23 protein-coding genes are annotated in these 25497 nt (G+C 53.9%); 9 read left to right on the forward strand and 14 right to left on the reverse strand.

What is annotated here, in order from left to right; genetic code table 11:
- The first annotated feature begins 191 nt into the window (after window positions 1-191).
- Together JQR90_RS20960 and JQR90_RS20965 are read left to right on the forward strand one after the other, a co-directional pair.
- Window positions 192-2141, forward strand: coding sequence for a hypothetical protein (locus tag JQR90_RS20960; RefSeq protein WP_434141032.1), 1950 nt, complete (start codon window positions 192-194; stop codon window positions 2139-2141).
- Window positions 2142-3125: 984 nt separating this feature from the next.
- Window positions 3126-3530: a hypothetical protein gene (locus JQR90_RS20965; RefSeq protein WP_150346058.1), complete on the forward strand. Its 405-nt coding sequence runs from the start codon at window positions 3126-3128 to the stop codon at window positions 3528-3530.
- 535 nt (window positions 3531-4065) lie between these two features.
- Here the strand turns inward: JQR90_RS20965 and sctU are convergent.
- Genes sctU through JQR90_RS21025 form a run of 12 tightly spaced genes read right to left on the reverse strand, consistent with a single transcriptional unit; the run spans window position 4066 to window position 14455 of the window.
- Window positions 4066-5145 (reverse strand): type III secretion system export apparatus subunit SctU, encoded by a 1080-nt coding sequence (gene sctU, locus JQR90_RS20970; RefSeq protein ID WP_112298010.1) that lies wholly within the window; start codon window positions 5143-5145, stop codon window positions 4066-4068.
- A gap of 3 nt (window positions 5146-5148) precedes the next feature.
- Window positions 5149-5940: a type III secretion system export apparatus subunit SctT gene (sctT, locus tag JQR90_RS20975; RefSeq protein ID WP_434141035.1), complete on the reverse strand. Its 792-nt coding sequence runs from the start codon at window positions 5938-5940 to the stop codon at window positions 5149-5151.
- The gene (gene sctS / locus JQR90_RS20980) at window positions 5940-6206 is read right to left on the reverse strand and encodes a type III secretion system export apparatus subunit SctS (RefSeq protein ID WP_112298012.1); all 267 of its coding nucleotides are present in this window, start codon (window positions 6204-6206) and stop codon (window positions 5940-5942) included. Before sctS ends, sctT begins: the two co-directional genes overlap by 1 nt.
- Window positions 6207-6213: 7 nt before the next feature.
- On the reverse strand, window positions 6214-6867 hold the full coding sequence (sctR, locus tag JQR90_RS20985; RefSeq protein WP_112298013.1) for a type III secretion system export apparatus subunit SctR: 654 nt from the start codon (window positions 6865-6867) through the stop codon (window positions 6214-6216).
- Window positions 6864-7217: a FliM/FliN family flagellar motor switch protein gene (locus JQR90_RS20990; RefSeq protein ID WP_434141037.1), complete on the reverse strand. Its 354-nt coding sequence runs from the start codon at window positions 7215-7217 to the stop codon at window positions 6864-6866. The genes sctR and JQR90_RS20990 overlap by 4 nt, the downstream gene beginning before the upstream one ends.
- Window positions 7210-7923 carry a type III secretion protein gene (locus JQR90_RS20995; protein ID WP_434141039.1) on the reverse strand — a complete coding sequence of 238 codons (714 nt, stop codon included), beginning with the start codon at window positions 7921-7923 and terminating at the stop codon, window positions 7210-7212. Before JQR90_RS20995 ends, JQR90_RS20990 begins: the two co-directional genes overlap by 8 nt.
- Complete coding sequence (locus JQR90_RS21000; protein ID WP_150346054.1) at window positions 7920-8456, reverse strand: type III secretion system HrpP C-terminal domain-containing protein; 537 nt, start codon at window positions 8454-8456, stop codon at window positions 7920-7922. The genes JQR90_RS20995 and JQR90_RS21000 overlap by 4 nt, the downstream gene beginning before the upstream one ends.
- The gene (locus JQR90_RS21005) at window positions 8446-8892 is read right to left on the reverse strand and encodes a type III secretion protein (protein WP_434141041.1); all 447 of its coding nucleotides are present in this window, start codon (window positions 8890-8892) and stop codon (window positions 8446-8448) included. Before JQR90_RS21005 ends, JQR90_RS21000 begins: the two co-directional genes overlap by 11 nt.
- 2 nt (window positions 8893-8894) lie before the next feature.
- The gene (locus JQR90_RS21010) at window positions 8895-10244 is read right to left on the reverse strand and encodes a FliI/YscN family ATPase (protein ID WP_434141043.1); all 1350 of its coding nucleotides are present in this window, start codon (window positions 10242-10244) and stop codon (window positions 8895-8897) included.
- Entirely contained in the window at window positions 10241-11191 is a 951-nt protein-coding gene (locus JQR90_RS21015; protein WP_434141045.1) for an FHA domain-containing protein, read from the reverse strand. Before JQR90_RS21015 ends, JQR90_RS21010 begins: the two co-directional genes overlap by 4 nt.
- 16 nt (window positions 11192-11207) lie before the next feature.
- On the reverse strand, window positions 11208-13301 hold the full coding sequence (gene sctV / locus JQR90_RS21020) for a type III secretion system export apparatus subunit SctV (protein WP_434141047.1): 2094 nt from the start codon (window positions 13299-13301) through the stop codon (window positions 11208-11210).
- Window positions 13289-14455 carry a hypothetical protein gene (locus tag JQR90_RS21025; RefSeq protein WP_434141049.1) on the reverse strand — a complete coding sequence of 389 codons (1167 nt, stop codon included), beginning with the start codon at window positions 14453-14455 and terminating at the stop codon, window positions 13289-13291. Before JQR90_RS21025 ends, sctV begins: the two co-directional genes overlap by 13 nt.
- A 258-nt stretch (window positions 14456-14713) precedes the next feature.
- Between JQR90_RS21025 and JQR90_RS21030 the strand changes: the two genes are divergently transcribed.
- Window positions 14714-15247 (forward strand): RNA polymerase sigma factor, encoded by a 534-nt coding sequence (locus JQR90_RS21030; protein WP_074825779.1) that lies wholly within the window; start codon window positions 14714-14716, stop codon window positions 15245-15247.
- Between the two features lie 244 nt (window positions 15248-15491).
- On the opposite strand, the gene JQR90_RS21035 is transcribed toward JQR90_RS21030, so the two are convergent.
- A complete protein-coding gene (locus JQR90_RS21035) occupies window positions 15492-17060 on the reverse strand; it encodes a RopAA-2 (RefSeq protein ID WP_434141051.1) in 1569 nt (522 codons plus the stop codon).
- 771 nt (window positions 17061-17831) lie between these two features.
- Window positions 17832-18722, reverse strand: a complete 891-nt coding sequence (locus JQR90_RS21040) for a LysR substrate-binding domain-containing protein (RefSeq protein ID WP_434141053.1) — start codon at window positions 18720-18722, stop codon at window positions 17832-17834.
- Window positions 18723-18877: 155 nt separating this feature from the next.
- Here JQR90_RS21040 and JQR90_RS21045 point away from each other — a divergent pair, with 155 nt between their 5' ends.
- The 6 genes from JQR90_RS21045 to JQR90_RS21070 all read left to right on the forward strand — a co-directional run bounded on the left by JQR90_RS21045 (window position 18878) and on the right by JQR90_RS21070 (window position 25409).
- Window positions 18878-19708 (forward strand): FAS1-like dehydratase domain-containing protein, encoded by an 831-nt coding sequence (locus JQR90_RS21045; RefSeq protein WP_112298023.1) that lies wholly within the window; start codon window positions 18878-18880, stop codon window positions 19706-19708.
- Window positions 19709-19757: 49 nt separating this feature from the next.
- On the forward strand, window positions 19758-20921 hold the full coding sequence (locus JQR90_RS21050; RefSeq protein WP_112298024.1) for an acyl-CoA dehydrogenase family protein: 1164 nt from the start codon (window positions 19758-19760) through the stop codon (window positions 20919-20921).
- A 10-nt stretch (window positions 20922-20931) separates the two neighbouring features.
- The gene (locus JQR90_RS21055; RefSeq protein WP_112298025.1) at window positions 20932-22287 is read left to right on the forward strand and encodes an MmgE/PrpD family protein; all 1356 of its coding nucleotides are present in this window, start codon (window positions 20932-20934) and stop codon (window positions 22285-22287) included.
- Between the two features lie 2 nt (window positions 22288-22289).
- Window positions 22290-23489 carry a CaiB/BaiF CoA transferase family protein gene (locus JQR90_RS21060; protein WP_112298026.1) on the forward strand — a complete coding sequence of 400 codons (1200 nt, stop codon included), beginning with the start codon at window positions 22290-22292 and terminating at the stop codon, window positions 23487-23489.
- Window positions 23486-24319: an HpcH/HpaI aldolase/citrate lyase family protein gene (locus JQR90_RS21065; RefSeq protein WP_286790302.1), complete on the forward strand. Its 834-nt coding sequence runs from the start codon at window positions 23486-23488 to the stop codon at window positions 24317-24319. Before JQR90_RS21060 ends, JQR90_RS21065 begins: the two co-directional genes overlap by 4 nt.
- Before the next feature lie 97 nt (window positions 24320-24416).
- The gene (locus JQR90_RS21070) at window positions 24417-25409 is read left to right on the forward strand and encodes a TRAP transporter substrate-binding protein (protein WP_112298028.1); all 993 of its coding nucleotides are present in this window, start codon (window positions 24417-24419) and stop codon (window positions 25407-25409) included.
- The last annotated feature ends 88 nt before the right edge of the window (window positions 25410-25497 follow it).

The raw sequence follows: 25497 nt of genomic DNA on the forward strand, positions 1-25497 counted from the left end.
AGATTCAACGGGCCTCGGTGGAGGGTGTAACTACCTCACACCAAGGAGCGATAGAGCAGAGCCAGATGCCCGGCGCGTACCCCCCTTCGCCTACCGCGACTCCTTTTGAAATGTCGCCAGAGCTCAGATCCGAGGCGGCAATATTCGCAAAGAAGCCTCAAGTCGCTAGCAAAGAGTATTTAAGCGAGCGCATGCAACTTGAAGGTTCCTATCTTGCAGAATTGCAGAAACATGCGGAAAAAACGGATTCGCCTGACAGCGCCTTTGTCAGTTTCCCCCAGATTGCAAGGGATCTTGGCCTTGAGAATCCAGTTGCCGACAATATAGAAAGGCTACAGCAGCAGACGACTCAGGAGTTAAAAGAGATTCTGAAGGGCGCCAAACCCGATCAGGATAGAATGCAAGCGCTAACGATGCAGCTTAAAAAGCTTCTCTCGGAACAAACAGAGTTGTTTGCCCACCAGGCAGCTAAGTACGAAGAAGTGAAGAGGATGGATGGGCTGCCTGAAGAGGCCAAGATAAATATTCAGCGTAGCGAGCTAAGTTTTTCGGCCTATGCGACTAAAACAGCCTGCGATGTCCCAAACATGGTTGCTCAGGCTCATGAGAAAGCTTCATTGATCGAACGCTCCTTGAAAGCAATTGGACAGGAGGATGAAGCAAAGCCATGGACTACTACTACAAAAGAACTGGAAGGACTTCAGAAAGATATCTCTTCTGACTTCAAAACGGCTGTTGATCAGGCAAAACTGACATTGCTGGTAGATGAATACCAAAAGGTCAGTGGTGACTGGAAAAATAAAGGGATGGCATTTATCGGCCAAGGTGTGCGCCAGGCAGGATTGTCCGGTTTTGCACTCGGCGCGGTAAGAGCCTTCACTTTGGCCGGTTTGGAGGGTAATAAAGCCGCTCAGGTGTTTGGTGCTGGTGCTACTACGGGTATTGCACATGAAGTCGGAACCCAACTATTGGCACCGGCCATCTTGGAGATAGTAGGGGGTGCGACGCGCCCGATCAATACCGCCGAAGTTTTACCTGCGCCTAATAAGTTTGTCAGTGAAAACGGTGTTGTGCGCGAACGTAACGAAGATGAAATGAAGGCAGCGAAGAAGGAGGTCGCAGATCTTCGTAAAGAGCATGAACAGAGCAAGAATGCCAATAAAACAGGATCTCTGCCGGGTGAAGCAAAGGCCTGGTCTTTCTTTTCTGGCATTCAAGGAGCAAGTGCAGCTGTCACAAACAATATGGATCTGACAAGTACCCAGCAAGCAGGTGCTATTACGTTAGGCTCCATCATTGCTGGCTTTTTCATGGGTGCCACACATGGCGCCGACGGGCTCAACGCCAAAATGAAAGATCAGTATGGACGTGCGCTTCCTGCCCACACGATGAAAAAACCATCCGATGCTCCGCTTAAAGCCAGGCTGAAGGATACCATCGATGCAGGGTGGGCAAAACTGAACCCAGCGGACACCAGCGCTCGCAAGGTGTATGAGAACAAAATTGCTGCCCTGACGGTGGGGCTGGGCTATCAGAGAGCGTTAGACCCAGCCATCAAAGCCGTAGAAAACAGCTCTCCGGCTGTCAAAGCTGGGGTAACAGGATTCGTTACAGGCGTTCAATCCATTATGCTGCTATCTCAGGCGTGGGGTGGTTTTGGGATTGGTGCGCAGACCGCTGCCGATAAGAAGGCCGCGGCGGCAGAGCGTAAGGAGAAGAACCTTCCTGAGCCGGAACAAGGTCGGTTTGATCGTCTCAATACGGCGAGGCTTAATGTGTTCAACCCAGGACGGGACGCCTATACCCATGCTACTAAGGATGGTGTAGCTAGATTGGCGGAAAATGCTTACACGGTACTCCAAGGTATTGGCGAAATACCCGAGACGGCAGTCACCGATATGCTAGAAGCTACACCAAGTCTGCTAGAAGACGCCGGAAGGATGATCGGAAGCGGCGCACAGACGCTGTTCAGACCGAGTCGTGAAGCCCAAGCCAATAGTGCAGACGGTGGATCGGCTGCAGTAGAAGAGCATGAGATGGCGACCCTTAGCTCTAAGGGTAAGACAGTCTCGAGTGCCGAGCGTGGTGAGTCAAGCGGACAGCAAGGACGTGGCGAATCAAGTAAACAGCCACAACGTTAATACCACCTCGCGTGGACGCGAACGCGCGAAGTGACCGCTCCAGTTGACTGTTGCTCTTCTTAGCAACAAGCAAGAGGCCGGGCATTGACTTCAATGCCCGGTACTCAGTGATTGTCTAACCTACATCCGATACTCAGCACTACCTCGACATATGACGGTTGCCTAAACTGCCAACGTTAAACATGCATGGGTGAACCGCAGATATTGGTATCCTGGCTTTGCGCCAGCTCAGTCATCAATGGGCCTACGCTTGGGCTGTGAGCCAATCATTACTGTGTACTATCCTGCCAGGCCGTCAAAAAATCACGTTCTACAGACCTATAAATAAGTTTCCTTATCTGTAGCGTTAAGCCATCTCTAGCACGAGTAAATAGTAAATAGTCAGAAATCGCTAATTACTCGACCCGAGCGATACTACCGCACATGCACCCTTGTAGCGCAGTGATGGCGAATCAGCTTAACCGGGACAATAGCGCTATAACTATCTTCCCTACGGTGCATTTGTATCAGAAGGAGATGCCGGCAAACCGCTAAAAAGAAGCCATTACAACTGCAGTACAAACGCTGTGGTTCGCCCAATCCGCCAAAATTCCTACTACCTCCCAGTCTAGCTATGTCCACGATAAAGGCATGAGGCATCGCAAAGAGCTATGGGGGCGTGACAAGTCGCCATTACCGAAGTATTAGCCCCAAGTCGAAAACGGTCGGCTTTATTTGGATGACTGGGACAATGAGTGCGCTCTTAGTGGTATTGGATTTGTTCTACGTATCAGCATGTTAATCCAAGCGCTGAGCTCAGAGGCTCAGAGGCTCAGAGGCTCAGAGGCTACTAGAGGGTTCTATGGGGAACAGGCCGGTAGGTATGCCACAAGCTTTTTTCTTGTGGGATCAAACGCCTGGTTTGGAACCAATAATGTCCTGATGCCACTTAGTTCGGCAACCATTTGAGAAGCACTCCCTGTCGATTTGATCGAGGCACCGTTTATGCGTATAGATTCAACAGGACCATCTGATAGCGTATCACCAGAATCTCCCGGCTCTTCCAGGGCTTCCCAATCAGAGATAAACAAGGAGGATGTCATCGCCTTTAACTGCACGCAGACGCAGGAGCCTGTTACCTTTGGGAAGGAGCCCAAGGGTAATCGAACAGTTAAGGACGCTATGGCCAATGCTGGAGAACACCTAAAGTATGTCCCGGGGCTTGGTAACGTTTTAAAGGGCATTGGGAATAGTGACGAAGGGGCTCTCAATACCCTATCCGGTGGGCTTGGTGGCGTTACGAAAACTGCAATGACCAGTGTAGAAGGCATCGTTACGGGCGGCTCACGGAATCCTGCACAGGCATTGACCAACGCCTATGTTGCGAATGTGCAGAACTTTGATAAATGAAGAACATCGCTAAAGCGTTAATTTAGACAAGTAGTACTCCTGATCGAATGCTTGCGACCAGGAGTACCTTTAGCAGTGGGATCTCATTAAGCAGAATGCGTATCAGCTAACCATACTAGGCTGGGCGATTGGAAATTTCTAGTCACTATGTACGGTGGTTCGTTGCCAATGCCCACCCTAGGTAGGCTAGGCACTGGCTACCCAGCGGCTAGCGAGCATTTGATGAGCATAGTCAGTTAGGCTATAGACTAAAGCCGTTTATGGAATCCCGATAACATCACTCTCTGAAAGCAGTATCCTTTTAATCAAAGGAGTGTCAGCGTTTCAGTCGTTCAGGCATATCATTCTGCGGTGCAAGCCTTTATACGTATGTGAGTCTATTTCAGTGACTGTAGCCGCCACCTCATGATTCTAGACACTAAGCCGTCATGATTATGATGCCAATCCGTATTAAGATTTTAGTGGCCGTAAAAGGATACTTAAGGTTCTGCGGTTTCTATAGCAACAGGTAGATGCGGATGAGCGTGGTGCGCCCCTACAGTTCATCCTCCACACGAATGACTTCGTCCGTTACCTCATCCAGCTGTTTTATGACCTGATAAAGATGAGCCACCGCCGTTAAGGTAGGTCGTGGGATGTAGTGCCCTGTGTTCACCTTGTAAAGCGTTCGGGCAAGCCAGATGCTTTGTACGACTGGAACTCGTGCGTGCTTGGCACGGGCAATCAGATCCAGTGCGCCATCATCCTCTCCCTTGCAAAGGATGCGTGGCAGCGGCGTTTCACCGGGGCGGTAGAACAGCGCCACCGCATAGTGGGTTGGATTGACGACCAGCATGTCAGCATCCTCAACCGGTTTGGGTGGCGCAGAAGGCGCTTTGTTCAAGAGCTCATGAGCCAACTGCTTACGATGTCCCTTGACGTGTGGATCACCCTCGGACTGCTTGTACTCGTTCTTGATGTCTTCATGGCTCATGCGCAGTTTCTTGGCGTGGAAGTATTTTTGTAGAGCGAAATCCAAAGCGCCAATGACCAACAATAAACCCAGCGTGGTACGAAGAATGTGGCGAAACAGGTCCAGCAGTGCATGCCAATAGGTCGTCAGGTCTGAATTCGCAAGCAGTATCAAAGCGCCTAATTCGGGCTTTACGACCATGTAAAGCGTTATCGCAATAGCGGCTGCCTTGAGTATGCTCAAGAGCAGATTAGTCAGATTCTGGCCTGAAAACATCTGCTTGGCATGGGAGAAGGGATCAATTTTCTTGATGTCGAATTCGAGCGCCTTTGGTGCAAATAGAAAACCAATCTGCATCCAGCTGCTTGCCAGCCGCATCAGCATCGCCGCCCCGACACTACAAAGGATAAAGCCAATCAGTACCGTGGCACCTTCGCTGGCCACCTGACCTACTGTGGCAAGAAAAGGGCGACCTGTCGCCACAAGCGCAAGATCTAACAGGTGCTGCAAACGACCCATGCTGTCATCGGCCAGCCCCAAGGTGATTTCGCTCACTACCATCAGGACCAGTAATTTACCGAGATCTTGGCTTTGGGCAACCTGACCTTTTTCGCGCGCGTCACGTAACTGTTTAGGCGTGGCTTTTTCTGTTTTCTCGCCCATGACTCAGGGGACCTGTATGAGGTGATTGAACAGGAATTTAAGGTCTTTGAAGTGTTGAATCTGCCCGTTACCCAACTCCAGCAGAGTAGGCAGGTAAATGATCAGAAAGGCGATACCCGCCATGCTTTTAGCAGGCATGGAAAGAATGGAGACGTTCAGCTGCTGTGCATATAGACCAATAATGGCGAGCGCCGCCTCGATAAGCAGCAGAAGACCGATAAACGGGGCGGCATACAACATCATGTGCTGTAAGGTTTGATTGAGCTGTTCGAGAAAGATGTTTAGCCCATCGGCCGTCATGCCAGGCAGCCAGGCGGTTGGAGGCCATACCAGATAGCTGTCCCAAATCACTTGTGTGATCAGTGACAAACCTCCTGAAAGGATCACCAGCAAGATCAGCGCTTCCTGAAACAGTTCTCCAAGCGGGGTCGCATCCGGGCCTAGCGCCGGGTTGATCTGGCCGCCACTGAGCGCGCCGCGCTGACTGTCGAGCAGGGCGCCTACCGACGCGAATAACCAGAACGGCATATAGAGCAAAATGCCAAGCAGCGTACCGAGGACTGCTTCCTTGATCAGTAGTCCTGACATTGCAATAAGGTCCTCTTGCCCACTTAGTGCCTCGCTGATGGAGGGCGCCGGAATCATAGCTACCACAACGACTACGGCATAGCGCAGGGGGCCCTTGAGGTATTTGAAGCAAAAGGCGGGCACCAGGATCATGCAGGGCAAGAGCCGCGCCATACCCAAGCCGAGGCCGAGCATCAGGTCGAAGGCGTGCTGCGCATCGAACGGCATTAGTGTGCGCCGCCGGAGCGGGAGATCAGGTCGAATGCCATGTTAATGAACTGGATCAGCTCCACACCGATCCAGCGGCCGGTCATCGCCAGTGTCAGACCTACCGAGGCCAGCTTGATACCGAAGGGCAGCGTCTGGTCCTGGATCTGCATAAGGGCCTGGAGTAGTGAGATGATGACCCCTACAAGTACCGCTACCGCCAGGGGCGGAGCCGTGAGGATAACGACCAGGATCATGCCCTGTTTGAACAATGCCAACGCTTCCATGGCTGCCTCACATGTAGGAATAAAAGAGACTGTCGAGCAAGCGGGTCCAGCCGTTGACCAGTACAAACAGCAAGAGCTTGAGCGGCAGAGAAATGGTCATGGGAGAAACCATCTGCATGCCCAACGCCAGGAGCAGGTTGGATACGATCAGATCGATGACAATGAAGGGGAGATAGATAAGAAACCCGATCTGAAATCCTGCCTGAAGCTCGGACAGAACAAACGCCGGGATAGCGAGCAAGAGGTCATTCTTTGTGGCCTGATCAGCCATATCCTTGGGCCACATCCGTTGGGTATTCTCAAGCAGGTGAGCAGAGACGTCCGGGTCAGTGTTGCGCGTCATAAAGCGTTGGAGCGGATCAATCACACCGCTAGCGCTGGCTTGTAGCTTCTCAATGGATGACATGTCCAATGGCTGGGCCTTGACCCTTTGTTGAATTTCATGCGCCACCGGTGCCATGACAAACATCGTTGCCGCGAGTGCGATTCCATACATGGCCATATTGGGTGGAACCTGCTGTACCCCAATAGCATTGCGGGTAATCAGCAGGGTCATGGCAATCTTGAGAAAAGCCGTACAGACAATCAGCAAGAAGGGAATCAGCGACAGCCCACCAAGAAACAGGGCCAGCAGAACGGGGTTCATTCCCTCCATGATCATGAGCGCGACGCCATACGGATGATTTGCAGACCCAGGCGTCCATCAACATCGACCAGTTCACCTTCAGCTACTATATGGTCGCCATGACACAGGTTAGCGTAGCCGGGAGCGATGCCCTGAACTTCCAGCACGGTACCGTGGCCCAGCCGATGCAATTCATTCAGGCTCAACGTGAGGTGCCCGCAGCGTACAGTAAGCGCCAGCGGCAAATGTGCGGTAGATTGAAGCGCGTTGGTGTCACCCAGGGGCTCATCCCGGTCTTCATAATGCTCCTGGCCGTATTCTTCTTGAATCGCAGGGTCTGCTTGCGTGTCCAGTTCTGCTTCTGGGTAATGGTCAATTCTACTCATGAGCGCCGTTGTCCTCATCAATCAAAGTCAGGAAAAGCTGCTGTTCGCGATGCTCGGCATGCCCGATCCAGCGACGATCCGCCAGCTCCAGGCGACCATAACCTTCACTGTTGAACAGGCAGAGGGAGGGCAGCAGTACGTCGCCGATACGCAGCGAGTCGAGCTGACTGGCAGAAAGCATCACTTGCCCAAGTATCAGCGGAAACGGAATTTTCAAGGTCTCGGGAAGCGCTGCCCGGTGAGAGGTCCAGCCGGGGGTATCGAGCCAACGTAAAAAAGTTTTGGGCGTACCACTCAGGAAGGTATAAAGCGCTTCGTCTCCATGTCTTATGCTCAGACGGCAATGTAAAAGCAGCCCTTCAGGTACGTATTCACCCAGAGGACTGATAGGCGCCAGGCCTTGGGCGACCGCTGAGCTCAGGTGCTGGCTGATCAGCTGCCAGTACCAGGGTTGAAGCTCACCACTAGTGGATACAGGCATCTCGCCAACCAGATTTAACACTGCGCCGGCATCATCCAAGTAGAAGGGCCCCGCAGCGGTATTGAACCAACCTCCTGAGTCGAGGGACTCATACTGAGAGACGAACTCTAACGAGAGTTCGCCTGTTACGCCGTGGGCACTAAAGTGCAGAGAAACACCGGCCCCCAAGGCTCTTGTGGCAGCGGCGAACTCACTCTGGACGGAACGCAGCGCAAGCATTTTCATGTATACGCCTCTTCTAGCATTGACAGCTCTACTGGGTCACCAAGTGCGTTGGTCAGAGCCGATTCGCAGGCGCGTTGATGAGGTCTTAGCCGACTTAAAATCTCGCGACGACTAAAACCCAGCTCGATCCCCCAATGGTCGTTATGTCTGGTGACCTTGACTTGAACCTTCCCAAGGTTGGGCATCAATACGGTGACGGCTAGCGGAGCGACTGAATTTCGGGTCAGTTGCTGTACCAATTCATCAATCAGCTCTGCCGGAGCCTCTTCGGTCTGGACAGAGAGCGCCACGCCTGCGCTGCCACCGAGATCCTGCTGTCCGGCATCGCTGCTGACGGGCTGAATGAGCTGAGAGAAAAACAACCCATCTGCGTTTAAAACATGCTCTGTCTCATGTTCAGGACTCAAGCTTCGCAGCCGCTCATTTTCACCTCGGCGGCCGATCAGTAACGGCGCAGAACTCTCCTTGCTAGGCGCACTCACCGGGGAGGAAAGCGGCCGGGGAGGGGCTGATGGTCGAGCTTCAGTTTTCATCGTGCATGGCCTCCGTCAGGCAGGACAGCTTTTCAACGGCACGCTGAGCATTGCGCGCCTCGTCTTGCGCGTGTTCCAGTGTCCCTTGCTGTTGTTCGACGGCCTGAATCTGAAGCTGAATGCCCTGGCGGAGCCGCGAGAGGTGATCAAGCATGCTGCGCTCCTGTTCATGCCAGCGATCCACTTCGTTTAACGTATGCCGCTGATTAAGATGCTCCACTGATAATGCCTGACGTTGCTCACGCTGCTGGACCTGTTCGGCTGTAAAGCTGCTACGCAATTCGCTCAGGTGATCACGGCTGTTCTGCAGGTCTTTTTCAGACTGCAGGCGCAAGCGTTCGGCTTTGGCTTGTCGATGTTGGCGCAAAGGGGCCAAAATACGAATCACCTCCTCTAGCGCAGCGCGTTGCGGATCGACTTCCAGCTCGTCGTCCATGATTACTCCGGCAGCTGCTCAGTGATTTGTAGGAGACCTGCAAGGGTCTCGTTCAAAGGCACAGGCTCGCGCAAGTCTTGCTGTAAAAAGCTATTGATCGTTCCGTGCAACCTCACCGCGCAATCGGTAACCGGATCACTCCCGGGTTGGTACTCGCCCAGACGCAGCAACATTTCAACCTGACGGTATGCGGCCAGGAGTTGGCGCAACCGGTTGTTGGCCTGCTGATGCTCACGGTCGGTGACGTTGGTCAGGATTCGGCTGATGCTGGCCTGAACGTCGATGGCTGGATAATGCCCTCGCTCGGCCAGCTTGCGAGACAGCACGATATGGCCATCCAGTAGTGACCTGACCTCATCCGCAACAGGATCATTCATGGAGTCCTGCTCGATGAGTACCGTGTACAGCGCAGTGATAGAGCCGACTTCGCTCATCCCGGCACGTTCTACGAGCTTGGGAAGTAGGGTGTACACCGAGGGTGGTAAGCCCCCACGGCCTAATGGCTCGCCAGAGGCAATACCGATTTCGCGCTGAGCACGGGCGAATCGGGTCAAGGAATCGATGAGCAACAATACTTTCAGCCCTCTGGCGCGATAAGCCTCGGCAATAGCCGTGGCAGTAAAGGCGGCGCGGGCGCGTTCCATGCTCGAGCGATCCGAGGTGGCACAGACCAGTACCGAGCGCTGCCGTAGGTCATCGTCCAATTCGTGGTCGAGAAACTCGCGCAGTTCCCGACCTCGTTCTCCAATCAGGCCGAAAACGATGACATCGCAGGCCATATTGCGCGCCAGCTCTGCGAGCAATGTCGTCTTGCCACAGCCGGCGCCAGCAAATAAGCCCACGCGCTGGCCTTCCCCCAGCAGGATGGCGCTGTCGATCGCGCGCACGCCTGTAGGCAAGGCACTGGTAATACGTGGTCGCTGGGTTGGGGGCAGGGCGTCAGCAATGACTGGTAGCGTCTGACGAGTATCATGAGGCCCTGCAAAGGCTCCTCTGTGGCCCTCTAACAAAGGGCGACCGAAGCCATCGAGGACGCTGCCCAGCAACTGCTCATCGACACCTATTCGATGAGCCATACCCAACGGCCAGATGGGCGCGCCAACCTGAATACCCTCTGGTGAGCCCAACGCACTAAGCAGGGTCCGGTCATCGGTAAAGCCGACAATTTCAGCCAGAATCGCGCTGCCGTCTGCCTTGCTTACCTCGCATAGATCACCTACCTTGGCTGCAGGGATCTGACATTCCAATAGAATTCCGCTCACGGCACTCACCCAGCCGCTCACACGCACGGCAGAGTAACAGGCAAGCCGCGACGTTTGGCTGGATACCCAGTCCTGTAAAGCACTATTCACCAGACCACCTCGTAGCGCCGCTCCCCCTGGAACTCCAGTCGGCCATCGTCGATCCGGGTTAGTCGAATGCCATCGAGCTCATCGCCCACGTACAAGCGCTTTCCTTCTGCCGTCACGATATGGGCATGGGGGCCAGACATGATCTGGACAATAGCGAAGGGAAGGGAGGCGCCGCCTACCGATACCTCGTCGATCAGCGTTGCCTTGGTTTCATAACGGTCTTTGAAACGTTGCAACATCCGTACGTAGACCAGATGGGCTTCCTGCTCAAGGCTGCCACGCAGCACTAATCCGTCAGGCGTCGACTCGATTGCGATGTCAGTTAGCAACCGATCACTTAGCATCGTCTTGAGTTTCGACATGGCTTCCTCATTACTCAATTGAAGGCGCTGAGGTGCGGCATGTGAAGACGTAGCTTGAGCAGAGCTGTTCTGCTTAATCGCTCGGTTATCGGCCACGGCAGATGCCGGGCCACTGGAGGAAATACTCCAGGCGCTTCCTACCACTCCCAGCAGAACACCCAGGACTATGGTGGTCATACGGCTGAACAGAAACGTTTTGGGTTTTGAACTGGATCCGTTTGACGTTGACTCTGTAGGCTGGTTACTGGTTTGCGAGCGGCCAGAATCTGGAGTAGGCGTTGCCACAACGGGCCAGGCATCCTGCGCCGCGGATATGGTCAGCCAAACCGAGCCTATGACAAAGAGTCGATTAGGATAGAGATCGTCCGGTGATAGGGGATGGCCCTCCTCATCAAGTACCACACCTTCTTCAGCGTTCAGTACCCATCGCTCGCCTTCTCGTTTCAGGCAGCCATGTCTTTGCTCGACCCCAGCGTCATGCAGCGCGAGATCAAGCTCATCGTTCGCACCGATCAGCCATTGCTCACCTATCAGGGGTAGGGCGGCTCCCTGGTGAAGGCCATTCAGCACACGCAACTCGAACATATCTGCTCTCCTTGGTTCAGGCAGCGTAATCGTTGTCCATGGCCGCGGTATCGTCTTCGAGTTCGAAGCGACCCATGACCTTTACCTGAGCGGTGGTTCCGATTTCCGCAAATGACATGACAGGCACGTGGTAGAACTCCTCCTGTAACAACGTCCGTAACGGGCTTCGCAGGTCCTGAGCCACCAGCAAGACAGCCTGTTCGCGCACCCGAAGGGGAAATGCGAGGTGAAGTTGCTGCACCAGTAACTGACTGGTCTCATTGCTCAAGGCAAAAAAGGTTTCGGTTTGGGTCTGGCGCAAGCCATCTCTCAAAATGCCTTCGCTTTCAGGCGTCAATAGCCAGACCAGCAGGCCTTCTGCACCGGCATATTGGTGATAGAGCTGAGATTTCAGAGCGATCCTGACGTAGTCCGTCAAGGCTGTAGGTTCACGCTCGTACTGTCCGTATTCGATCAGCGTTTCGGCAATCACTCGAATAGAGCGCAATGGCACGCATTCGGATGCCAGACGCTGAAGGACCGCTGCGAAACGTGCCAGCGGTACTGCCCGCTGCATCTCCTGAGCTAGTTCTGGCTGTTCCGACTCCAACCAGCCCAGGATGGCCTTGGCCTCTTGTAAGCCAATAAACTGAGGCCCGCATGCCTGCAATGCACGCTCCATGCGTTCTACGATAAGCGTGCTGGCCGTAACCCTCTCAACCTCCTCATGTTGCAGGTCAGGCGTATCAGCCGGCAGCCAGATCCATTCGGCCTCCTGTCGATCCGTACTGCCTTGAACTGCCTGTTGAGGCGCCTGCTCAAAGAGACGCGCCTCTACTGCCACATGGCTATGCGTAAAAGTGGCCCTCAGGACGGGCACTTCATAAACGGTAAACCTGAACTCATCAGGTGCCAGCAGAGGCGATAGCTCAATGATGAACGAGGGCAGCGTCAGGCCATAATGCACTACGAGCCGGTTACGTCGCTGGCGAATTTCACTCACCAGGGACTCGATCAGGGCAACATCCTGCGCGGGATGGAACTGCAGGACAAACTGGCGACTCGGCAAGAACGTACGCAGGTCCTCGTTACCGTTCAGCTCCGGTGCTAGCGCTTCAGACTGATCCTGGGCAACCGGACGGGCCCGCCTCAGTTGCAGGAAGCCGCCACAGCCGCAAACGATGGCGATAACAATGAATACGGTCGTAGGCATGCCGGGAAGCGCGGCGAACCCAAGCATTGCTACAGAGGCAATGATCCATGCTTTAGGTTGGCTGGTAATCTGCTCTGCAATTTCACGACCGATATTGCTCTGGGCTCCCTGATCGCCATTGGGTACACGCGTAATGACGATGCCGCAGGTTACAGAAATCAGTAGTGCCGGTATTTGCGCAATCAGTCCGTCACCGATGGTCAGTACCGTGTACAGCTGCAGGGCGTCACCGGCTGTCATGCCATGTTGTACTACCCCGATCGCAATCCCCCCGATCATGTTGATGGCGACGATGATGAGGCTTGCAATAGCATCACCGTTCACAAACTTCATCGCACCGTCCATGGCACCGAACAGCTGGCTTTCCTTGCCTAGCTCAGCCCGGCGGTTACGGGCTTCCTGAACAGTGATCAGGTTAGCCCGTAGGTCACTGTCGATGGACATCTGCTTGCCTGGCATCGCATCCAGAGTAAAGCGCGCACCCACTTCAGCCACTCGCTCCGATCCTTTGGTGATCACCAGAAAGTTCACGACGGTAAGAATGAGGAAAATCACCATGCCCACCGCAAGGTTACCGCCTACCACAAATTGTCCGAACGCCTCCACGATATGACCGGCATCCTGATTCAGCAGGATCAGGCGGGTGGTCGAGATTGAGAGGGCCAGGCGGAACATCGTTGTAAGCAGTAACACGGCAGGAAAAGTGGAGAACGCCAAGGGGCGCGGCAAGTGCATGGCCAGCATGATCAGCAGGCAGGAAATACAGATATTGATTGCGATCAGGACGTCTACCAATACCGTAGGCATTGGGGTAATCATCATGAATACGATGGCTATGACCACAAAAGCGCCTACTACCTCTGAGCGCCGCATTGCAGCCAGAGCGATAGCATTCAGAACATTAATCAAAGGTTCCATACGATATCGGTCTCCTGGGCGCGTTGTTGCTCTTTATCGGTCAGTTCCGTGCTAAGGGTGAGGAGGTTCTCCTTGGCTTTCTGGAAATCGCTCTTGTTACGCCAAAACCAAAATAGTAACGACATTCGCTGAGTCAGAATGCGCATCAATTCGTTGAGAAAAGCCAGTTGGTGTTTGAGCTGCTCACCGCCAATGAGCTGTACCAGGGTTCGTGTTTGTACAGGTTCCATGAGCTTGTTCATTAGCGTGAGGAGATGCCTGAGCAGGGCAATCGCCTCAACCTGAATCTGCGGGTTTTTACCGCGCATACGACCCAGTATGTGCTCACACTCATGTAGCAGGGCGGCTACATGCTTTGTGATGATGAGATTGCTCATCAAGGGAGATGCTTGGTGAAGAACATTAGCTGAGGCTGCGTTTGCAATGTCCTCAGCCATCTCGGAGCGTATTTCACTGAGCGATAATTCATATTGACCTTGCTCTCGCAGCTCATTCAGGAGCGCGTCCACCAGAGCAATGACATTAAGAGGCCCACTAGCCGTTACGCTATGGAGTGTCCGGGATCGGATATGCCGCTGCGTCTCGGCACGAAAGCGACCGCGTGCTTTTGTCAGAGAGCTCGTGGAGGGCCGAGCCGGTTTGCCATATTCCTTATACAAGAGCTTGAACTGACGTCTAAACAGGAGCTGTTCGCTATCTTCGCCTTCGTTCCTGGCCTGTCTTGCGGCCACTCGCAACATCTGGTGAGCCAGGACGGCATTGCCACCACAGCTTTCAAGAATATGTTTGAGCGTCTCCTTCGAGTTCTGCAGTTGGCGATCTTTGAGCTGCTTTCGCAACGATTGCGCCGCCTCGCCCAGTGCTTTATCCAGCCCCTTGAGGTAGGTGGCGTGTAGCTGTTGAGCAGACAATTGAAGTCTATATGCCTGTGACTGCAGGCCCGCAGACAACGCACTCTGATCGCGTCGGCTCGCTGTCTGACCCTCCTGGGCCAGCGCAGCGTCTTCTTTGGCCAGTGCATGCGTACCTTTCTCGTCGGATGAAGCAACACCCGGGCGTGTCTGAGTAGGTCCGGGATGAGGAGCATGCGGCGGTGTCTGCACCTCGGGGTGTACATGAGAAGGGGTGGGCAGAATCGGCTGGGCAATTTTCATGGCGTACTTCTGGGTAGAGTCATGGACCATGAGTGGTATGCCGAAAGGAACAGTTCCAACGTTACAGAAGAGGTTCTTCTGCATGCTGGCGTTGTGCAATATTTCGTAATGCCCAGCGGTGAGTTATGCAAGAAGTTGCGCTAGGTGATAATTTTAAAATTTAAAAAATATAAATAAATCAGTACCTTAAAGAGGATTCTTCGCGTGGCACGGGTATCGCAATAGAGAACTTGCCAAATCCAATGGAAGGTAAGTCCAATGCATACAAGAATCTCCACCGTCCCTTGCGCATCTACCGGTATTCGCCAGCTTTCAAGTGATCAGATTCAGATGCTGAGAGCCTTTATTCAGAAGCGGGTTATGAATCAGGACGATGTCGACGATATTCTTCAATGCACTTTTCTCGAGGCCCTGCGCAGTGAACACAAGTTCCAGGGAACCAGTAAGCCGCAAACCTGGCTTTGCGGTATTGCATTGAATCTTATTCGGAACCATTTCCGTCGGCTTTACAAGCAGCCTTATCAAGAGAGCTGGGAGGACCATTTGCATTCTGAAGTTGGGCAGGGGAGCGATATCGGTCATCAGGTAGACGGACATCGCCAACTGGTCAGAGTCGTCCATGCGATCGACCGATTGCCTGTCAATATGCAACGTGTAATCAAAGTTAGTCTGGAAATGGATGGTAATTATCAAGACACCGCCTTGTCGTTGGGGGTGCCAATCGGTACGGTTCGGTCGCGGTTATCCAGAGCGCGAGAACAACTAAAACGGCACGTTGAGTCAGCCACCTGATCTAGATGTGGTAACGCTGTAAGGCGCTTCTGTATTGATATGCCAGATTAGAAAAAGGCTGAAACTGTTGTACCGTTTCGCTCATTCAGAAGTGTTACCCTTTAAGGCTCCAACACGACCCTGAAAATGAGCGCAGGCAGATACTGTTGTATGAAAGTATCCAGCCTGCGCTCAAACTCCATGCGCTACTCATGATCGCTAGCGGCGCTCAGCGAACCACCGGGTGGCGAACCACCGGGTTGTGTCACACCATGTCCTCTGTCCTCGGAGGAGCAGGTGGTGCCAACGTTGAGGTAGCTACTGGTGCTGGGATGGATGTTGGGGCAGTTGGTAAGGGGGAATTCATCAGATTTGCATATCTCTGACTTAAGCCACGTTGACCACGATGATAGAGATCTTGAGACCTTTGAACTCCACTAGAGAATGTACTGACTGTCGAGTTGCCTATTCCGACAGCCTTGTCCTTCGTATATGCCGCTCCGTCGACTATACCTCTCGCTACGGAATTAATAGCGCCTTCCACGCCTTTGGCCACATGTGCGTCCGTTGCCTCAACCGCTTTTTTAGACTCTGACTCCCCCAGGCTTGCGCCTGCTGCCCATAAGCCAAACGCAACCGCACCCAGGATGTTTTTTACCGCCTCGGCGGCAGCGGCTACTTTGCCATCGCTAAGACCATGCTCTGTAGCTAGCGTCCTTGTTGCCGTCGTAGCGCCTCCCATGGCAGCAAATCCACCGGCCAGGCTCATGTTGCCTACGATACTTGTGGGGGAGAACACGGTTTTGACGGCATTACCGGATACAATCGATTTAATTGCGGAGGCAGTACCTGCGCCGAGCCGTGCAGGAACCATTTTCAACAGCGCAGTAGAATCCAGATTCCTCAGTACAATAAATTCATCCAACCATTCGTGCTCCTCGGCAATCGGCGTTGGTGCTTGGCCTTCCGGGACGGTATCGCGGCGGCCATAGAGCATGGCGGGACCTAGCAGGCTGCGGCCTTTATCACGGCTAAGGTTATAATGCTCGATAGCCATGCCTACGATAACGGCAGTGATTGGCCGCATATAAGCTTCAAGGGCTGCAGCCAGCTCTTGTTTCCCTTGGCTCTCTAGACCTACGCGAATCGGATACAGAGCGGCATTGCGAATGGCAAACCCGACTAGCCATTTGTTGCATTCATCCATAGCATTGCCGAATGAGTTTTTGTCGTGTGTCTCGCGCTTCTCTGACAGCGATGCTTGAAACGATCCGTGCAATTTCTCATCTGGAGGTTTTTGATAATACTCAGGTTTTAATCCAGACAGCATATCGTTAACACTTGCATCCGCAGCCCCGGCATACCAAGAGGCCAAGGCATTTTGGAGGGCAGCCTCGCCTTCGGGCGTATCTCGACGGTTAAAAACCTCAAGCATGGATGGCCAGGTATTGGTCGCCATCGTGACGGCGGCAAATGGAGATCCCCCAATACCAGACTTGAAAGTGGCAAAGATCCTATCGGCGATATTTGCGTTTCTTTCAACTATGTCCATATCGCTTACGGTATAGCCTGCGTTAAATAATCGTTGAGCCCGATCATTTCGAATAGTATCCAATTCATCGTTATGCCCCCGTGCTGTGGCAGCGGCGGTCTGCTGAATGTCAGGGACGTTGCGGCGATATGGAAGGAAATGGGCATCAAGCCTGTCATATATTTCCTGATGGAAGCGATCCATATTCCGAGCGCTTCGTGCAGGACCAACAGGTGTAGTGAGTTCGATCTCATCGGCATGGTGACTAATTTGGTGCGTCGTGGCGATACGCTGAGTATCCATAGGGGAAGTATCCTCATCGTGATCGGCAGGTTTTAATAAGGGTGAATCGGGTGGTCTTATAGAAACTCCCGCCAATCGCTGCCACCGCTATTGCGTCTCGATCCGGATACTTTAAGCGGTAGCACCCTGCGACCTTAGTGAACGCTGCGCCTTAAGTGTTCCATAATTTTGAAGATACTTTTAGATGAGATAAGTGGTGGGAAGAGGTGATTTCCAAACCTGGGAAGAGACCTGTAAAGGGGTAAAGCTACTGATCTCGGCGACTCCCTAAGTCGTATGCCAAACACAGCTGACCAATACAAGTTAAGTGCAAGGAGGAGCTTGCATTCCAGCGGTCACAAAAAAGCTCATCTGTTTTACGCCTCTAAGGAGTTCTCTGGATGGCAGAGATCTCTAGCAAGCTGCCCAAGTTGGTGGGTATTAGAAAAGGCATACATGTAGGCACCCACTATCAGCGTGACACGCCCTCACTAATGTAAAGAGGGACCATACGAAAGCTTTCTAAAAGCTATTACTAGAGCGGTAGCTGCACACATCCAAGACGGCAACACCGTATTGCTCGGAGGAAAAGCCGTAGCCTTGGGATAGGCGGCCCTATGGTTGGTGTCAGCCATGAGCTACCCGTTTGCCTATCCCTTATCTAAAAAAGGGGAGCCGCGTCTTGTCTTTTATGGGGTTCGTTCAAAGAACAACATATACCTGGAACCATTAGGCTAGACGCCAAAACAGAACACCGTCTCAAACCGAGTACTGCAGGGTTTCTAATGCGCGTCAGAAGCCACTCTGGGTCATGGCTGCAATAAGAGCGCGTATACACCCAGGCAATGCATCCAGTTGCCGAATTAGAATGCTGCGCTCGCGTATGGCCCAGGGCTCATCCAGTGGGATAATCGTAAGATTCATTGTGCGACTATGCCGTAATGCAGCCGACTCGGGGATAACGCCGATTCCAACTCCTGCCTCCACCATCCGGCAGATTGATTCAAAGCTTGAGAGCTGAATGCGCCAGAGCAGATTTACACCAAGCTTCTCGGCCTGTTCACGCATGAAGGCATGTAGTGTACTGCCTTCATGTAACCCGACATGATGAAAACCCAAGGTTTGACGAAGTGTAAGCGAGGTGTATTGGGTCAGCTCGTGGTCCTTGGGTGATACAAGCACTAGCTTATCGGTACTGAAATGCAAAACTTCCAATCCAGTAGCCGTTACCGGCCCGGCAATGATCCCCATATCACTTGAGCCATCCAGAACACCTCGTACGATATCGCGGGAAAGCCTCTCTTGTAGATCAATGGTTACGCCGGGTCTTTGCGCCAGAAAACCGGCCAGCACTTCCGGTAAGAACTCAGTGACGGCTGTGGTGTTGGCAAAGATCCTGATATGACCCGCCGAGTCTGTACCGTACTCGGTGAATTCAGCTTTTAGATAGCCGACCTGACGCATGATTAGGCGCGCATGCTTCAGCAGCCGCTGCCCTGCCTCAGTAAGCTCTACGCCTTTGCTGTCCCTGTAGAATAAGTGGCTGTTGAGTTGAGCTTCTAACGCCTTGATTCGCATGCTGGCAGCTGCTGGCGAAATAAAGGCCTTACGGGCACCCTGGGTCAGGCTCGGTGCTTCGGCAATATAGATAAACAGGCGCAAATCAGTAAGATCAAAGTGCATATCTTTCTACCCACGTGGCGGAACGGGAGACCCTAGTAGCGCTACTGTAATGAAGCGTTCATCCTGCCTTAACGCAGGGTTCTGTAAAAGTAGATTCCCAGAACGGCAGACCTCCTCCGATGATGACCTCATAGTCGGAGCGGGAGAGAGTTGCCATGGGCGATCTAGATTTAAACCGATGGGTAGGCAGGGTAGAAGAGACCTGTGACCAGCTCAGCTCTAACCTTCTCAAGCGAATCGCCGCGACTTTTAGCGAAGAAACTCCTGCTCATGGTGAGGCCCTCCCGCTTCTCTGGCAGTGGTGCTTTTTCCAGGAACCGCTTCCTGAGCCAGCCCTGGGAAAAGACGGCCATCCCGCACGAGGTGGGTTTCTCCCTCCTGCCGATAATCGCAATCGAATGTGGGCGGGCGGACGGCTAGAGTTTCGTGAGCCGCTTAGGGTAGGCGGTGAGGCGTCCCGAGTTTCCACGATCAAGCAAATAGAGGAGAAGGCAGGGCGTACTGGCAAATTGTTGTTTGTGACCGTGCAACATGAGTACGTTCAGGACGGCCTGGTATGTATTTGCGAGGAACAGGACATTGTGTATCGCGAACCAAATCCTCCAAAGGCAGGTGGCTCCGAGCCGTCACCCAAGGGACAATGGGGCGAGACGGTTACCCCTACACCAACCCTACTCTTTCGTTATTCGGCAGTAACCTTTAACGGTCATCGAATTCACTATGATTATCCCTATGCTACCGAGACGGAAGGTTACGCAGGCCTGGTGGTTCACGGCCCCTTAATAGCCACCCTCACATTGCGCGCCTTTGCTCGAGCCCATCCCGAGGCGCGTATTCGCCGCTTTGCTTACCGAGGGGTGAGGCCGTTGGTTTCGCTATCTCCTCTTGAGCTGACAGGTTGCATTCAGACTGCCAGCAAGGCGCAGCTCTGGGCAGGTAATGAACAAGGCGTAGTCCAACAGGCCGAGGTTGAATTCGACGACTGAGTTGATTGGGCATGCAAACACACCCGTCCCATTAGAACAAGGTGAGGTCATGAACCCGAACCGAAATGAAGAACTCAATGCCATTCGCGAGGGCGTTCGCGCGCTGTGTGCTGAGTTCGACGCCGCGTACTGGCGCAGAATCGACGCGGAAAAGGGGTTTCCCGAGGCCTTTGTCAGAACCCTGACGGAGGCTGGTTGGCTGGCAGCGATGATTCCAGTTGAATACGGGGGCTCTGGCCTGGGGCTTTCAGAGGCTTCTGTGATTCTGGAGGAGGTCAATCACAGCGGTGGTAACTCCGGGACTGTACATGGGCAGATGTACAACATGTTTACTTTGCTTAAGCATGGCAGTGAAGAGCAAAAGCAACGATACCTGCCCAAGCTTGCCAGTGGTGAGCTGCGCCTTCAGTCCATGGGCGTGACCGAGCCCACTACAGGTACGGATACCACCAAGATCAAGACCACCGCCGTCAGGCGGGGCGATAAATATGTGATCAATGGCCAGAAGGTCTGGATCTCCCGCATCCAGCACTCGGATCTCATGATCCTGCTGGCACGTACCACCGCGCTGGCTGACGTCACGAAGAAGTCAGAGGGAATGTCCATTTTTATCGTTGACCTGCGAGAGGCCATCGGCAGAGGCCTGACTGTCCGGCCAATTCCCAATATGGTTAACCATGAGACCAACGAGCTGTTTTTCGACAATCTTGAGATACCCGCTGAAAACCTTATCGGCGAGGAGGGCAAGGGGTTTAGGTACATCCTTGATGGGCTCAACGCAGAACGTACACTTATTGCTGCGGAATGCATTGGTGATGGTCGCTGGTTTATCGAGAAAGCATGCGCTTACGCCCGGGATCGGGTGGTATTTGGCCGGCCTATCGGCCAAAACCAGGGTGTGCAGTTTCCTATTGCAGAGGCGCATATCGAAATCGAAGCAGCCGACCTGATGCGCTGGCGTGCCTGCAAGCAATATGACCGCGGCCTTAACGCCGGTGCAAGCGCCAATATGGCCAAATACCTGGCGGCCAAGGCTTCCTGGGAGGCAGCCAATGCCTGCCTGCAAACCCATGGCGGTTTCGGGTTTGCCTCTGAGTACGATATAGAGCGTAAATTTCGCGAGACACGGCTCTATCAGGTTGCACCTATCTCGACAAACCTCATTCTTTCCTACGTAGCCGAGCACTTGCTTGAGCTGCCGCGTAGTTTCTAAGGAACTGACCATGAGCCATACCCAAGCACTGGCCAGTTTTCTTGCCGACCTTGCCTATGAGCACATTCCCGAGCCAGTCCTTGAGCGCACCGAGGCGTTACTGCTGGACTGGCTGGGTTCCGCCCTGGCAAGCCAGGGAGCTCACCCGATTCCGCTGTTTGAGCGATATGCTGAAATGATGGGCCCAGGCAAAGGAGCAGCGAGAATACTGGTTAACGGTAAGGGCACATCGGCTTATTTTGCCGCTCTGGTCAACGCCGCGTCTTCCCATCTGGTGGAGCAGGACGACTTGCACAACAGCTCGGTACTGCATCCGGCTACCGTCGTGTTTCCGGCCGCACTGGCAGCTGCCCAAGAGGGTAGATATACGGGGCGTGAGCTGCTGCTGGCGTCGATTGCAGGGTATGAGGCCGGTATTCGGATCGGAGAATTCCTGGGCCGTTCGCATTATAGGATTTTTCACACTACTGCAACGGTAGGCACCTTGGCTGCAGCCATTGCGGTAGGCAAGCTGTTTAGGTTCGATCAGGAGCAGTTCCTCCACCTGCTCGGTAATGCTGGCACACAGGCAGCCGGTTTGTGGGAGTTCTTGCGGGACGCTGCCGATTCCAAGCAGCTTCATACGGCCAAGGCGGCCGCTGATGGGCTACTGGCTGCCTATATGACCCGCGAAGGTCTGACGGGGGCACGTAACATTCTTGAGGGGCCACAAGGTCTGGCAGCCGGAATGTCTACGGATGCCAGCCCAGCCAGGCTGTCAGACCGGCTCGGCAGCCGTTGGGCTATTGCAGAAACCTCCTTCAAGTTCCACGCCTCTTGCCGTCATACGCATCCTGCCGCGGATGCCCTGCTGGCGTTAATGCAGCGCGAAAGCCTTGCTCATAACCACATATCCGGGGTGGTAGCACATGTTCATCAGGGGGCTATCGATGTCCTGGGACGTGTCGTAAGACCGCAAACAGTGCACCAGGCGAAATTCCATATGGGTACGGTATTAGGGTTGATTGCCGTGCATGGCAAGGCCGGACTTACCGAGTTTCACTCCTATGCCCTGGCAGACCCCGCCGTAAAAGCCTTTGGTGAAAAGGTAGACATGGTTTTAAGCCCCGAGGTCGACGATGCCTATCCTGCGCGTTGGTTGGGAAGGGTAACGGTTAGCACGACCGATGGGCGCGTCTTGCACGCGGCTGTCGATGATCCCAAGGGGGATCCCGGCAATACGCTTTCACGTCCAGAGCTTGAGGAGAAGTTTCGTCGCCTGGTCAGGTTCTCTGGCGCACGGACGCCAGATCAGGCGGAGGCTTTGATCCAGGCCGTATGGTCGATACGCGACCGCTCCGATCTCTCTGTGCTGACGAGGTACTGATCATGGCTACCAACCAAGAGCGTCCCCTGGATGGCGTTACTGTGGTGAGTCTGGAGCACGCCATCGCAGCCCCCTTCTGCACCCGGCAACTCGCGGACATGGGCGCACGCGTAATAAAGGTCGAGCGGCCCGGTGTAGGAGATTTTGCCCGCGGCTATGACACCCGTACTAATGGTCTTGCCTCGCACTTTGTATGGACCAATCGCTCCAAGGAGAGCTTGAGTCTTGACCTCAAGGCGGAGGGCGCAAGTCAGGTGCTCGAGGCTCTACTGGCAAGGGCAGACATACTGGTACAAAACCTTGCGCCGGGCGCAGCGGCGCGCGCGGGATTAAGTTTTGAGGCGCTGCATGAGCAATATCCACGGCTCATCGTGTGCGATATCTCTGGCTATGGCGCCGGCGGGCCTTATGAGAGCAAGAAGGCCTATGATCTTTTGATCCAGGGCGAAGGCGGCTTTCTGTCGGTAACAGGCGGGCCTGGAAAGGAAGAAATTGCCAAGGCAGGCTGTTCCATCGCTGATATCGCGGCTGGCATGTATGCGTTCAGCGGGATTCTCTCGGCGCTGCTGCTCCGTGGGCGTACAGGCAAAGGCAGCCAGGTGGATGTCAGCATGCTGGAAAGTCTCGTGGAGTGGATGGGGTACCCCATGTACTACGCGTACGAAGGCGCCGAACCACCGCCACGCGCGGGCGCGTCTCACTCCACCATCTACCCCTATGGCCCTTTTCCCTGCGCAGACGGTGGGACCGTTATGCTGGGTCTACAAAACGAGCGAGAATGGGCGGCGTTTTGTGAAAAGGTACTGCGCCAGCCAGAGCTTCAGGCCGACGAGCGATTTTCCGCCAACTACCGGCGCACAGCCAATCGGCAATCGCTACGAGACATTATTGTTGGGACCTTTGCTCAGCTTAGTGCTGAGCAGATTCTTGAGCGCCTGGAAGATGCGCAGATTGCCAATGCCAAGGTTAATGACATGCATGGTGTATGGGCTCATCCACAGTTGCGTGCACGCCATCGCTGGGTGGAGGTAGACAGCCCCAGAGGAAAACTGCCTGCACTATTGCCTCCTGCTACCAACAGTGCATTCACCGCACGTATGGATCCCATACCGGCCCTGGGAGAGCACAGCGAGGCGATTCTTGCCGAACTTGGGTTCACGAGCCAGGCCATCGACCAGCTCAAGCAGGCAGGGACACTATGAATCCCTTCTCGACAGGTCCGGTAAGAAGCGCCCTGTTTGTTCCTGGCAGCCGTCCTGAGCGCTATAGCAAGGCCTTGGCAGCGGGTGCAGATTGCGTAATCGTCGATTTCGAGGATGCGGTAGAGGAGCACCACAAGGTCCAGGCTCGCCACAACCTGGAAATATTTCTGCTCGAGAACCAGGACGTCAGGATAGCGGTGCGCATCAATGCACCGGGCCATGTTGAACAGGACGCGGATATTAGGTTTTGCTCTGCTCACCCTGCAGTGGCTGCAATAGTTCTTCCCAAGACCGAAAGCGCAGCACAGGTCCAGGCACTGGCCACCACCGGTAAACCCGTCTGGCCCCTTATTGAGACTGCCCGTGGCCTTCTGGCGCTCCCTGAAATTGCCGCAAGCGCAGGCGTTGAACGATTGACGTTTGGTGCTCTGGACCTGGCCGTTGATCTGGGGTTAAGGGAGGCGGGGGAAGGCATGGAAAAGGTGTTTGATCAGGTCCGTTACTCGCTGCTGGTTCATTCAATAGGCAGGGCGCTGGCGCCTCCGTTGGATACGGTATTTGCTGATATTGGCAATACCGAGGGGCTTGCGAGTGCTGCAATAAACGCCCGGGACATGGGGTTTGGCGGTTTGCTGTGTATCCATCCCACCCAGGTGGACACTGTGCATCAGATATTTCAGCCCAGTGCCGATGAGATCGAATGGGCAAGACGGGTAATGGAAGCGGCGCGTTCCGGCGAAGGCGTTATACGCCTGGAGGGCAAGATGATTGATGCGCCTGTAATCAAGAAAGCTCGACGTCTGCTTCAAGGCCTCCGACAGGCAGATTAGCGTTCAACTCTCCAATGCGCCTGGCAACAAGCAGATTCTCCTGAAAAAGGCCGTTCGCATTCTGCGGGCCGATGACAACAACAAAAGGAAAATGGCTATGCTCACATTTACCCGGGTACTTCTCTGCGCCACTTTGCTTGCAACGGCTGGTCTGGCTCAGGCCGCCGAGCCCATCACGATCAAGTTTGCCCACGTGGTTGCTGACAATACGCCGAAGGGACAGGGCGCCTTGCTGTTCAAGAAGCTGGCCGAGGAGCGTCTGGCTGGCAAGGTACGAGTGGAGGTCTATCCGAATTCCTCCCTGTTTGGCGATGGCAAGGAAATGGAGGCGTTACTGCTGGGTGACGTACAGATGCTTGCGCCGTCGCTTGCCAAGTTCGAGCAATACAACAAAAAGATCCAGATCTACGACTTACCTTTTCTGTTCGACAACTTGGAGGCAGTCGATCACTTCCAGGCCGGAAAGGGGAAGGAGTTGCTTTTAGCGATGCAGGACAAGAATATCCTGGGGCTAGCCTATTGGCATAATGGACTTAAGCAACTCTCGGCCAACAAGAGGATGGTTGAACCTAAAGATGCGCGTGGCCTTAAATTTCGTGTGCAGGCCTCCAGTGTGCTTGAAGAGCAATTCAAGGTGTTGCGCGCCAACCCCCGAAAGATGAGCTTTGCCGAGGTGTATCAGGGACTTCAGACCGGTGTGGTCAATGGCACTGAAAACACCTGGTCCAACTATGAGAGCCAAAAGGTCAATGAGGTCCAGCCATTCTTTACAGAATCAAACCATGGTCTGATCGACTACATGGTCATCACCAACGCCTCATTTTGGAAGGGGCTGACGCCGGAGGTGCGCAATGAGCTGGAAAAGATTGTGGCTGAAGTTACGCTTGAGGTAAACCGGCAGGCCGAAGCGTTAAACCAGAGTGCCAAGCAGAAAATCATCGACTCCAAAACCAGCCAGGTGGTCTCATTAACGCGTGAGCAGCGCGAAAAATGGCGCGAAACCATGAAGCCGGTCTGGAAGAAGTTTGAAGGCGAAATTGGTACAGACCTGATTGATGCTGCCCAGGCCTCAAACGAACAGGCTCAATAACCCTGACGCATGTCCGGCTCTGCCGGACGCTGTCCTTTCTACCTGAGCACTCACAGTGTGATTCATGCCCCTTCTACGGATATAGGAC

This window comes from Pseudomonas sp. JZ114 (genome assembly GCF_051027705.1).
Taxonomy (GTDB): Bacteria; Pseudomonadota; Gammaproteobacteria; order Pseudomonadales; family Pseudomonadaceae; genus Chryseomonas; species Chryseomonas luteola.

Bases quoted from the DNA above. Each gene is read 5' to 3' on its own strand.
- JQR90_RS21050 (WP_112298024.1), top strand. From the start codon at position 19,758: ATGAACCCGAACCGAAATGAAGAACTCAATGCCATTCGCGAGGGCGTT.
- JQR90_RS21065 (WP_286790302.1), top strand. From the start codon at position 23,486: ATGAATCCCTTCTCGACAGGTCCGGTAAGAAGCGCCCTGTTTGTTCCT.
- JQR90_RS20960 (WP_434141032.1), top strand. From the start codon at position 192: ATGCAACTTGAAGGTTCCTATCTTGCAGAATTGCAGAAACATGCGGAA.
- sctT (WP_434141035.1), bottom strand. From the start codon at position 5,940: ATGCCGTTCGATGCGCAGCACGCCTTCGACCTGATGCTCGGCCTCGGC.
- JQR90_RS21055 (WP_112298025.1), top strand. From the start codon at position 20,932: ATGAGCCATACCCAAGCACTGGCCAGTTTTCTTGCCGACCTTGCCTAT.
- JQR90_RS21000 (WP_150346054.1), bottom strand. From the start codon at position 8,456: ATGAAAACTGAAGCTCGACCATCAGCCCCTCCCCGGCCGCTTTCCTCC.
- JQR90_RS20990 (WP_434141037.1), bottom strand. From the start codon at position 7,217: ATGAGTAGAATTGACCATTACCCAGAAGCAGAACTGGACACGCAAGCA.
- JQR90_RS21070 (WP_112298028.1), top strand. From the start codon at position 24,417: ATGCTCACATTTACCCGGGTACTTCTCTGCGCCACTTTGCTTGCAACG.
- JQR90_RS21015 (WP_434141045.1), bottom strand. From the start codon at position 11,191: ATGTTCGAGTTGCGTGTGCTGAATGGCCTTCACCAGGGAGCCGCCCTA.
- JQR90_RS21025 (WP_434141049.1), bottom strand. From the start codon at position 14,455: ATGAAAATTGCCCAGCCGATTCTGCCCACCCCTTCTCATGTACACCCC.
- sctS (WP_112298012.1), bottom strand. From the start codon at position 6,206: ATGGAAGCGTTGGCATTGTTCAAACAGGGCATGATCCTGGTCGTTATC.
- JQR90_RS20965 (WP_150346058.1), top strand. From the start codon at position 3,126: ATGCGTATAGATTCAACAGGACCATCTGATAGCGTATCACCAGAATCT.
- JQR90_RS21005 (WP_434141041.1), bottom strand. From the start codon at position 8,892: ATGGACGACGAGCTGGAAGTCGATCCGCAACGCGCTGCGCTAGAGGAG.
- sctR (WP_112298013.1), bottom strand. From the start codon at position 6,867: ATGATCATGGAGGGAATGAACCCCGTTCTGCTGGCCCTGTTTCTTGGT.
- JQR90_RS21030 (WP_074825779.1), top strand. From the start codon at position 14,714: ATGCATACAAGAATCTCCACCGTCCCTTGCGCATCTACCGGTATTCGC.
- JQR90_RS21035 (WP_434141051.1), bottom strand. From the start codon at position 17,060: ATGGATACTCAGCGTATCGCCACGACGCACCAAATTAGTCACCATGCC.
- JQR90_RS21045 (WP_112298023.1), top strand. From the start codon at position 18,878: ATGGGCGATCTAGATTTAAACCGATGGGTAGGCAGGGTAGAAGAGACC.
- sctV (WP_434141047.1), bottom strand. From the start codon at position 13,301: ATGGAACCTTTGATTAATGTTCTGAATGCTATCGCTCTGGCTGCAATG.
- JQR90_RS20995 (WP_434141039.1), bottom strand. From the start codon at position 7,923: ATGAAAATGCTTGCGCTGCGTTCCGTCCAGAGTGAGTTCGCCGCTGCC.
- JQR90_RS21060 (WP_112298026.1), top strand. From the start codon at position 22,290: ATGGCTACCAACCAAGAGCGTCCCCTGGATGGCGTTACTGTGGTGAGT.
- JQR90_RS21040 (WP_434141053.1), bottom strand. From the start codon at position 18,722: ATGCACTTTGATCTTACTGATTTGCGCCTGTTTATCTATATTGCCGAA.
- sctU (WP_112298010.1), bottom strand. From the start codon at position 5,145: ATGGGCGAGAAAACAGAAAAAGCCACGCCTAAACAGTTACGTGACGCG.